A 10183-nucleotide genomic window follows, 5' to 3' on the forward strand; every position below is an offset into this window, starting at 1 on the left:
AGTGAAAGAATTTCTTTAAATTAGGTTTACTTTCTCTATTGCATTTCTTGGAACAATTTAGTATATTTGTTATGTTAAGGTTTTTAGGTTATTTTAAAGATTAAGATAACAATTTTAATTTTTTTATTCTAAAATGAAAGCGCTTAAACAGAGGGGGTAATTAGTCTCAAACTATTGCACAAAATCTAACTATCGCTAAAGAAAATCGTTTCCAAGTCATACTTGGGCTCAGACAGTAGCTGACTGTCTTTATTCAAACTAGGAGTACATTATGAATCGATACCTTTTTGAAAAAGGGCAAACTTTTAGCATCAGAAAATTAACCGTTGGAGTTGCTTCGGTTATGGTCGGACTCGCTTTTTTTGCATCTGGAACAGCACTAGCTGACGAAGCAAAAATTGAAGCTACAAGCTCTCAACCAAATGTAGAAAAATTGGCCGAAACTGAAAAAACCAAACCAGAAGTCAAAAATGAAAGTCCTGTAATTTCTACACCTCAAGAGTCAGAGAAAGCAGAGAAATCAGAAAAAACTGTTAAACCAGTAGAAGAAAAATCTGTAGCAGAAACTAAAACTACTGACTTGCTTCCTGAAGAAATCCACGATCAAGCTTATCCTGATGCACCCGTGAAAAACATAGATACTTCAGCAATCGTAGACAAGAAGGATAGTCCTAAAGTTGAGACAGAAAGCATTCTAAAAAACAAGGAAGAACTTCCAAAAGAAGCTGAAAATGGTAATCGTGCAATTATCAACGGTGGTCTAGATTTGAAGCACGTCCCTTATGAAGGACAACCTGCTACTGCTGCTAGTATGATTTACACTATTTACAATGGTGGTTCCCAACGCTATATCGTGTCTGGTTCTGGTATTTTTGTGGCACCAAATGTCATCTTGACTGTTGCCCACAACTTTTTAGAATCAAACCGTGATACAAAAGAAGGACATATTCGAGGCGGAGATTCTGCTAAGTTTTACTATAACCTCGGTTCTAATTCTGCTGTTCGCAATTCTCAACCTGTAACGGGTAATACTACTCTATTCAAAGAAGAAGATATTCATTTTTGGAACAAGAAAGAATTTGGAAAAGGATATCAAAATGACTTGGCTGCTGTTGTAGCACCTGTTCCTCTTCAAATCGCTAGTCCAAATAAAGCTGCTACCTTTGTTCCCTTGGCAGAAAATAAAACCTATCAACCTGGGGACCCTGTTAGCACGATTGGATATCCAACTGATTCAAGCTCACCTGAGCTCAAAAAACCAATTGTATCTGGTCAACTTTACAAGGCTGATGGTGTCGTGAAATCTGTTGATAATTATGATGATAAAGGCTCAAAAGGCATCACCTATCATATGACTTCTGTTTCAGGACTTTCAGGTGCTGGTATTATCAACGGTGATGGTAAAGTAGTCGGTGTTCACCAACACGGCACAATTGAAAACGGCATCCCTGACAAAGACCGCTTCGGTGGCGGAATCGTCCTCTCACCTGAGCAAGTCAAATGGGTAAAAGATATTATCGCAAAATATGGCGTCAAAGGTTGGTACCAAGGTGATAATGGGAAACGATATTACTTTACTCCTGAAGGAGAAATGTTCAGAAATAAAACTGCTGTTATTGGCGAAAATCAATATTCTTTCGATGAAAATGGTGTTGCGACACTCATTAAAGGAATCGATTACGGACGTGTAGTTGTCCAACACGTAGATGAAACTGGTAATCCAATCAAAACTGATGATACTTTTGTTGAAAAAACTGAAGTTGGAACAGCTTTTGATTATAACTTCAAAAGAGAAATCGCTAAGACTGACTTCTATACAAAAAATCAAGAGAAATACCAGATTGTCTCTATTGATGGCGTCGAAATCAACAAACAACTCAAAGATGAGTGGACCTACAACGTCGTCAGCAAAACAGCTCCAGGAACACGGGTCATCAAGGTGGTTTATAAAGTGAATAAAGGTTCATTTGCCATTCATTATCGTTTGAAAGGCTCAGAGCAAGAATTAGCAGATGTTGTTACTGATAATAATGACGGAAAAGAATACGATGTTTCCTTTGTAAACACTTTTGAAGCAAAAGAAATCGCAGGCTACCGCGCAATCACTCCACGCTTAGAAGCCAGCATCCAGCACAAGGGTGTGAATGATGTTGTCTTTGAATACGAAAAAATCTCTGATAGCTCTAATCCGACTTCAACTGTTTTACCTGCTGCTCATCCAGAAGATAAGGAAACAGAAATTGGAAATCACGGTCCCCTTCCAAGCAAGGCTCAACTTGATTATCACAAGGAAGAATTAGCCGCCTTCATCCACTATGGTATGAATACTTATACTAATTCTGAGTGGGGACATGGAAATGAAGACCCTAAAAACTTCAATCCAACTAACTTAGATACAGATCAATGGATCCGTACTCTAAAGGAAACTGGCTTTAAACGAACTATTATGGTTGTCAAACACCACGATGGTTTCGTTATTTACCCATCTAAATATACAAATCATACCGTAGCTGCAAGTCCATGGAAAGATGGAAAGGGTGACCTTCTAGAAGAAATCTCTAAATCGGCTACTAAATACGATATGAACATGGGTGTTTACCTATCACCATGGGATGTTAATAGCCCTAAATATAAGGTAGCTACTCAAAAAGAATACAACGAATACTACCTCAATCAGCTAAAAGAAATCCTTGGTAATCCAAAATACGGTAATAAGGGTAAATTTATTGAAGTCTGGATGGATGGAGCACGCGGTAGCGGTGCCCAAAAAGTAACCTACACTTTTGATGAGTGGTTCAAATACATCAAGGAAGCTGAAGGAGATATCGCTATCTTCTCTGCCGAACCAACAAGTATCCGTTGGATTGGAAATGAGCGTGGTATCGCCGGTGACCCTGTATGGCATAAGGTCAAGAAAGCAAACATCACCGAAAATGTTAAGAACGAATACCTTAACCACGGTGACCCTGACGGAGATATGTACTCTGTAGGAGAAGCAGATGTTTCCATCCGCTCTGGCTGGTTCTACCACGATAACCAGCAACCAAAATCCCTCAAAGAATTGATGGATATCTACTTCAAGTCTGTTGGTCGTGGAACGCCACTTCTTCTCAACATTCCACCAAACAAAGAAGGTAAATTCGCAGATGCTGACGTGGCTCGCTTGAAAGAATTCAAAGCGACTCTAGATCAAATGTATGCGACTGACTTTGCCAAAGGAGCAACTGTAACAGCAAGCTCGACTCGTCAGAACCATCTCTACAAAGAAAGCCACCTTACAGACGGTAAAGATGATACTAGCTGGGCTCTTTCAAATGATGCCACAACAGGTAGCTTCACAGTCGATTTGGGACAAAAGAGACGCTTTGACGTTGTCGAACTCAAGGAAGACATCGCTAAAGGTCAGCGTATCTCTGGTTTCAAGATTGAAGTCGAAATCAACGGTCGCTGGGTGACTTACGGAGAAGGTTCAACTGTTGGTTACCGTCGCTTGATTCAAGGCAAGCCTGTAGAGGCACAAAAAATCCGTGTAACCATCACCGGAGCTCAAGCAACTCCAATCTTAACCAACTTCTCAGTCTACAAGACACCAAGTAGTATCGAAAAGACAGACGGCTACCCTCTTGGACTTGAATACCACTCAAATACAACAGCGGATACAGCCGGTACAACTTGGTACAATGAATCTGAAGGTGTTCGTGGCACTTCTATGTGGACCAATCAAAAAGATGCCAAAGTAAGCTATACTTTCACAGGAACCAAGGCCTATGTCGTCTCTACAGTTGACCCAGGTCATGGAGAAATGTCCGTCTACGTTGATGGCCAAAAAGTTGCGGATGTGCAAACTAAGAACACTAGCCGTAAACGCAGCCAAAAAGTATATGAAACAGACGATTTAGCACCTGGCCAACATACCATTACCCTTGTTAATAAAACAGGTGAACCAATTGCTACAGAAGGAATCTACACTCTAAACAATAACAGCAAGGGTATGTTTGAGCTTGAAGCAACTTCTTACGAAGTCGAAAAAGGAAAACCAGTCACTGTTAAAATTAAACGTGTTGGTGGAAGCAAGGGTACTGCTACTGTTCGCTTCATCACAGAACCTGGAACTGGGGTTCACGGTAAAGTTTACCAAGATACAACTCAAGATGTGACTTTTGAAGATGGAGAAACAGAAAAGACTGTTACCATCCCAACGATTGACTTTACAGAACAAGCTGACTCTATCTTTGACTTCAAAGCCAAGCTCACTTCTGTTTCTGATGGTGCTTTACTCGGTTTTGCTACCGATGCAACCATCCAAGTGATGAAAGCTGAATTGCTGATCAAGGATCAAACAAGTTATGATGACCAAGCTAGTCAGTTGGATTACAGTCCTGGCTGGCACCATGAAACCAATTCAGCAGACAAGTACCAAAAAACGGAGTCTTGGGCTTCCTTTGGTCGCTTAACTGATGAACAAAAGAAAAAGACAACTGTCACAGCCTACTTCTACGGTACTGGACTTGATATCAAGGGCTATGTTGATCCAAATCATGGTATCTACAAAGTCTTCCTAGATGGCAAAGAAGTTCCTTACCAAGACGGCATGGGAAATGCGTCGACTATTGAGGGCAAGAAATACTTTAGCGGTCACGCTGCTCAACGTCAAGGCAATCAAACTCTGGTTAGCCTAAAAGGTCTTGATGAAAACTTGCACGCAGTCACCCTTCAACTAGATCCTGATCGAAACGATTTGTCTCGAAACATCGGTATCCAGGTGGATCAATTCATCACTCGTGGTGAAGGAAGTGAACTCTACAGCAAAACACAAATCCTTCAATCTCTCTCTAAATGGAAAGACGACTTATCTAACTTTGATCCAAGTGGTTTGAAAAATACAGCAACTGCACGCCAAGCGTTCAAGTCTAATCTTGATAAACTCACTGCACAATTAAGTTCTGATACTGTAAATGTACAAGATGTGATGTCAACAGTCACTGCTTTGCAAGATATTCTTAGCAAAGACGAAAATTACCGAAAACCTGGAGACGAAACAAGTCCAGAACAACCGGTTGAACCAAAACAACCGGAACAGCCTGAAATCAATTATGATAAGGCTATGGCTAGCCTGACTGAAGCTATCGAGAAAAAAGTGGCTGAGCTTGGTGCCAACAACGATGCTAAGAAGAAATTAGTTGAAATTACTGACAAAGCAATCGCAGCTATTCAAGAGGCTAAGACTCAAGAAGATGTCAACAAAGCCCTCAATAACGCTCTTGAACAAATCAAGCAATTGCAACCTAGCCAACCAGAACAACCAGTTGAACCAAAACAACCTGAACAGCCTGAAATCAATTATGATAAGGCTATGGCTAGCCTGACTGAAGCTATTGAGAAAAAAGTGGCTGAGCTTGGCGCCAACAACGATGCTAAGAAAAAATTAGTTGAAATTACTGATAAAGCAATCGCAGCTATCCAAGAAGCGAAGACTCAAGAAGACGTCAACAAAGCACTCAACAACGCTCTTGAACAAATCAAGCAATTGCAACCTAGCCAACCAGAACAACCGGTTGAACCGAAACAACCGGAACAGCCTAAAATCAATTATGATAAGGCTATGGCTAGCCTGACTGAAGCTATCGAGAAAAAAGTGGCTGAACTCGGTACTAACAACGATGCTAAGAAGAAATTAGTTGAAATTACTGATAAAGCAATCGCAGCTATCCAAGAAGCGAAGACTCAAGAAGACGTCAATAAAGCTCTCAATAATGCTCTTGAACAAATCAAACAAGTGCAACCTAGCCAACCAGAACAACCAGTTGAACCAAAACAGCCTGAAAAACCAATTACTTCTTCAAGTCCTGATGAAGGGGTTAAAGAGCTTGTCTTCCAACTCCCAAGTTTGGAGATTGTTAAGAAGGCAGTACCATTCAAGACTATCCGTCGCGAAAATCCACAATTAGACAAAGGGAAAGAACAAGTTCTAGCAGAAGGGAAAGATGGTGCTATAATCGAGTATGTCGAAGTAGATGGCAGCAATCGTAAGGTAGTTCAAACTGAATCAACTCCAGCTCTAGACCGAGTGATTGAAGTTGGGACTAAACAAAGTTCTGTAGGAACAGATACTCCACCAGTTGTGACTCTTCCTGAGTACCTTCTACCAAAAGAACCTGAAAAACCAATTACTTCTTCAAGCCCTGAAGAGGGAGTTAAGGACCTTGTCTTTAAACTTCCAAGTTTGGATATTGTCAAGAAGGCAGTACCATTCAAGACTATCCGTCATGAAAATCCAAACTTAGATAAAGGAAAAGAGAAAGTTCTAGCAGAAGGGAAAGACGGCCTGCTAATTGAGTATGTCGAAGTAGATGGTAGCAATCGCAAGGTAGTCCAAACCAAATCAACTCCAGCTCTAGATAGAGTGATTGAAGTAGGAACTAAACAAAGTTCTGTAGGAACAGAGGCACCACCAGTTGTGACTCTCCCTGAGTATGTTCTACCTAGAGAAACTGAAAAACCAGCTCCTGCAGTTGTAACAGAAGATTCACCAAGAAAAGACGAAAAAGCACCTGTTGCTACTACAGCTAAACAAGCCAAGGCAAAACAACTCCCAGAAACTGGAGAGCAAGAAGCAAATGCCTTCTTATTCTTGGCTGCTATTACTTCAGTATTGTCTCTACTCATCTTCCAAAAGAATTTCAAAGACTAATTAAAATCTTTACTTAATTCTTTTCAATGATTCTAGTTCCCCCAAAGAGAAGACCAGCCGGTCTTCTCTTTTTCTATATACAAATCAAAAGATATCCATAAATTTCTATGGATATCTTAGTATCTATAAAACAGAATGATTATTTGGGATAAGTATTTTCAAATTCAACAACAATTTCAAGTAAACGACTATCTAAAAAAGATAGGGCTTCTTGTCTAATCTCGTCAGAAAGACCATAATAAGCTTCTGCAAGTCCTCTTCAGATAGCTGCAATGGGGTACACCAAAAAACGAGTTCATCTCCTACCAAATCTACTGGCCACTATTTTTAATCCCAGCATATACATAGGTCCTATTTCTAGGACACGCTTTTTCCGTTACCACCCTAAAATAAAAACGATGCTCCCGCCCATCCTTGGCATTTTCCTTGTTTAAGACAAAGTAGTTTTTCTGATTCATCGCCATGGTTCGTAGGATGTCATCAATCAAGAAAGTCAAGGGCACGTTCATGGCAGAGTATTTTTGAAAATCCTCTTCAAAACGAATATAGTCATCTGAAAAGTAATCCATCTGCAGTTTGTTTTCATACAGCTCTTTTCTAGTCATAAACTCCCTCCTCCCACAGCCGAATTCCTAGGATATCTGCAACCTCTATCAACCTATATCCCTCGCTTGTCCTAATAGATAGAGTCTGAGGCGATAACTCTCTCACCACACCGATTATAGTGGTTTTCTGCTTCTTTTCCTTTAGCACAAAATTTCCCCTAAGTTGGCCAACATAAAGCTGAGAAAGCAAGTGTAACTTCTCATCTGGAGTCAAATCCGTCGAAAAATCAACCCGGCTTTTTTCTTCACTGAGCGAACTGGTGTGTTCTGAAAGGTAAAATCCCATCCACTTCTGCATCCCTGGATCTTGATAATCTCGCGCGGATTGAAAGGGTAAATAAGAACGATCAATCATTTTAATCCATCTAATCCTCCAGCAGAATGTCCCCCAATCAGCTTGCTTCTAGCAAGACTCCTAGAGGCTTCTTCCAGTGCATTTGCTCTTAAAAGGGAAGTGAAACCAAATTGTTCCCGAATGGAGTCAATGGCCGTCTGGAGCCTTTCTTCTTTTTCTAACTTGTCAACATCGTCAAAGAGAGATATCAAACCAAAGGACTCATCCACAAATCCTGAATAGTTGATTCCAACACTTCTGACTGCTCCTGAAGTGTATTTGTTATGAAATAACTTCAAAACATAATCCGTTAAGACAGCTGTATTATTGGTCGGTTCGACCTTCATTTGTGTGTGAATAGACGACCTGACCTCCTGTTTAGAGAAACCGACATAGATAGAGACAAGGGTTGTTTTCTTGCCAGACCTTCTCAATCTAATAGCCACCTGCTCCGCCATTTCTCGGAGAATAATTTCAATATCCCGTAGCTTCACGTAGTCTCTCGGCAAGATTTGAGAATTCCCCAAGCCCTTGGATTTGGCTTTATAGGGCTTATGAACATTGCTCTCATCAATCCCGTTGGCATGAAACCACAAACGAAGACCTGCCTGACCCAGAGCTTTCTTTAGCTGGTCGGGATTGCTGGTTGCCAATTCCTTGATGGAAAAAATCCCCAGAGCATGCAAGCGTTTCTCCATCCGTCTGCCAATTCCCCAAAAATCCGTCATCTTAGGGATTGCCCAGACCTTCTCTTCCACATCCTGGTAAGACCAGTTGGCCCTCATAGTCGGAGTGTGCTTGGCCTCATTATCCAGAGCCAACTTAGCCAGTAAGGGATTGGAATTGGACATGCCCACTGTAGAGTAGATCCCTGTCTGCCTCCAAATATCCCTCTGAATACGAGCAGAAAGCATATCCAGCTTGTCTTTGCGAGAGAGACTCTTATCTGGGATGAAATAGTTGAGTGAACTAGTCAGATCAATAAAGCCCTCATCGATAGAGTAGGGATAAATATCATCTGGACCGCCATAATTCTGAAAGATTCGCTGGATTTCCATATTGACTGCAATGTACTCGTCCATTCGAGGAGGGACAATCAAGGTAACTTGAGCCCAATCTTCGATGTAGCGAACATAGTCTGAGTCGGTAGGTAGCCCTTGCTTTCGAGCATTGTAATAGGAAAATTTTCGCGTTTTGATATCAAAAGGCAAATCATAGGCCCGACCAACATTTGACTTGCCAAAAATCTTCTTAAACAGGGGAGAGGAGGCTAGGATAAGACCAGTTGAATTATCCGCTCGACTCATGACACAAAGCGAGGTTTTCAGCGGATGTAATCCCCTTTTCACGCACTCAACACTGGCATAAAAGGATTTCATATCGACAAAGGCAATGTCACTTTTGGGCTCTCTGGAATAATCAAAGTAGCCCATAGTCTAGCCCTCCATCGGCACAAAGTTCCCAACAATAATCCCCACAATCCGAGGATCTTCCTCATAGGAGATGAAAATATCTTTGTATTTAGGATTGATAGAGACCAGACGCAAGCCATCTTCCTCACGATAAACCCGCTTGATATAGGTCTGATTGTTACAAACCACTGCATAAACCGCCCCATCATAGTCAAATCCTGTCTCTCGAATCAGAGCCACTGAACCATTTTGGTATTTAGGTTCCATGGAGTCCCCAGACACCCATGACGCAAAGTCATGAGCCAACTCCTCATTAAAGTAAACCGTATCAAAATTCTGATCATCGTAGACCGAAGCCCCAATACCTGCTGACATGCGTTCATAAACACGGTACTCGTAGAGGCGCTCTGGCATAGCTGTCACTTTCTGGGCTTGCTCCTCTTGAGATAGGTTGCGAGCATAGAGAACAACCTTCTCCTGCCCTTGCTTGGAGAGGCTATGGTAGAGACGGACAATCTCGATCTGAGTAAAATATCCTTTTGGTACTTTTAAAATATCCTCTAGCTGAGCTACCTTCTCCTTGGACGGTTCCTTGACTCCACGTTCCCAAGCCGAGTAAGCCTGGAAACTAATCCCAAGTTGCTCTGCAATTTCCTTCTGTGTCAGTTTTAGCTCTTTCCTCCGAGCCTTTAATTTTTCTGGCTGATACATACTTCACCTCCTATTATGATAATTTAATGGACATTATCTCCCTTAGAAAGACTAATCGATGCTTAAATCCATATTTTTAAAACTCAACCAATAAGGTTTAATTTTATTATATAAAAAAAGTGGACGGTTGTCTACTAGGAATATCTATTTCTGCTACACACTTAATAGTGGTATTGACCTTGTTCTATATATGTGCTAGAATTATTGTTATATATTCAATGAAAGGCTTTACACAATATGTTTCCATTCATGCCAGCAGCACGAGCAAAAACTGTTTTTGATATTCCTTATCAAAGATTGTATCAACTTGGTTTTAAAGGATTAATTTTTGATATCGATCAAACTCTTGTGATGCATGGTGCCCCTGCTACAGAACAAGTTATTGAACTTTTTCAAAATCTCAAAGCCATTGGTTTCCAAATTTTTCTTT

Annotated in this window: 5 protein-coding genes and 1 pseudogene; 2 read left to right on the forward strand and 4 right to left on the reverse strand. The window is 40.9% G+C overall.

Annotation, left to right across the window (positions count from 1 at the left end; all coding sequences use genetic code 11):
- The first annotated feature begins 271 nt into the window (after positions 1-271).
- Positions 272-6691 carry an alpha-L-fucosidase gene (locus tag PAN06_RS05860; protein ID WP_269795844.1) on the forward strand — a complete coding sequence of 2140 codons (6420 nt, stop codon included), beginning with the start codon at positions 272-274 and terminating at the stop codon, positions 6689-6691.
- Positions 6692-7002: 311 nt separating this feature from the next.
- Here PAN06_RS05860 and PAN06_RS05865 read toward each other — a convergent pair whose 3' ends face one another.
- The 4 genes from PAN06_RS05865 to PAN06_RS05880 are packed head-to-tail and all read right to left on the reverse strand — an operon-like array spanning position 7003 to position 9753.
- On the reverse strand, positions 7003-7296 hold the full coding sequence (locus tag PAN06_RS05865) for a DUF5960 family protein (RefSeq protein WP_064276376.1): 294 nt from the start codon (positions 7294-7296) through the stop codon (positions 7003-7005).
- Complete coding sequence (locus PAN06_RS05870; RefSeq protein WP_042750128.1) at positions 7289-7651, reverse strand: hypothetical protein; 363 nt, start codon at positions 7649-7651, stop codon at positions 7289-7291. The genes PAN06_RS05865 and PAN06_RS05870 overlap by 8 nt, the downstream gene beginning before the upstream one ends.
- Positions 7648-9063 (reverse strand): Y-family DNA polymerase, encoded by a 1416-nt coding sequence (locus tag PAN06_RS05875; RefSeq protein WP_269795845.1) that lies wholly within the window; start codon positions 9061-9063, stop codon positions 7648-7650. Before PAN06_RS05875 ends, PAN06_RS05870 begins: the two co-directional genes overlap by 4 nt.
- A 3-nt stretch (positions 9064-9066) precedes the next feature.
- Positions 9067-9753, reverse strand: a complete 687-nt coding sequence (locus PAN06_RS05880; protein ID WP_269795846.1) for an XRE family transcriptional regulator — start codon at positions 9751-9753, stop codon at positions 9067-9069.
- A gap of 249 nt (positions 9754-10002) precedes the next feature.
- Here PAN06_RS05880 and PAN06_RS05885 point away from each other — a divergent pair.
- A pseudogene (locus PAN06_RS05885) lies at positions 10003-10183 on the forward strand (YqeG family HAD IIIA-type phosphatase); the annotation flags it as partial.

The sequence above is a fragment of the Streptococcus sp. SM3 genome (genome assembly GCF_027497875.1).

Coding starts and splice junctions, on each gene's coding strand:
- PAN06_RS05860 (WP_269795844.1), top strand. CDS start 272: ATGAATCGATACCTTTTTGAAAAAGGGCAAACTTTTAGCATCAGAAAA.
- PAN06_RS05865 (WP_064276376.1), bottom strand. CDS start 7,296: ATGACTAGAAAAGAGCTGTATGAAAACAAACTGCAGATGGATTACTTT.
- PAN06_RS05870 (WP_042750128.1), bottom strand. CDS start 7,651: ATGATTGATCGTTCTTATTTACCCTTTCAATCCGCGCGAGATTATCAA.
- PAN06_RS05875 (WP_269795845.1), bottom strand. CDS start 9,063: ATGGGCTACTTTGATTATTCCAGAGAGCCCAAAAGTGACATTGCCTTT.
- PAN06_RS05880 (WP_269795846.1), bottom strand. CDS start 9,753: ATGTATCAGCCAGAAAAATTAAAGGCTCGGAGGAAAGAGCTAAAACTG.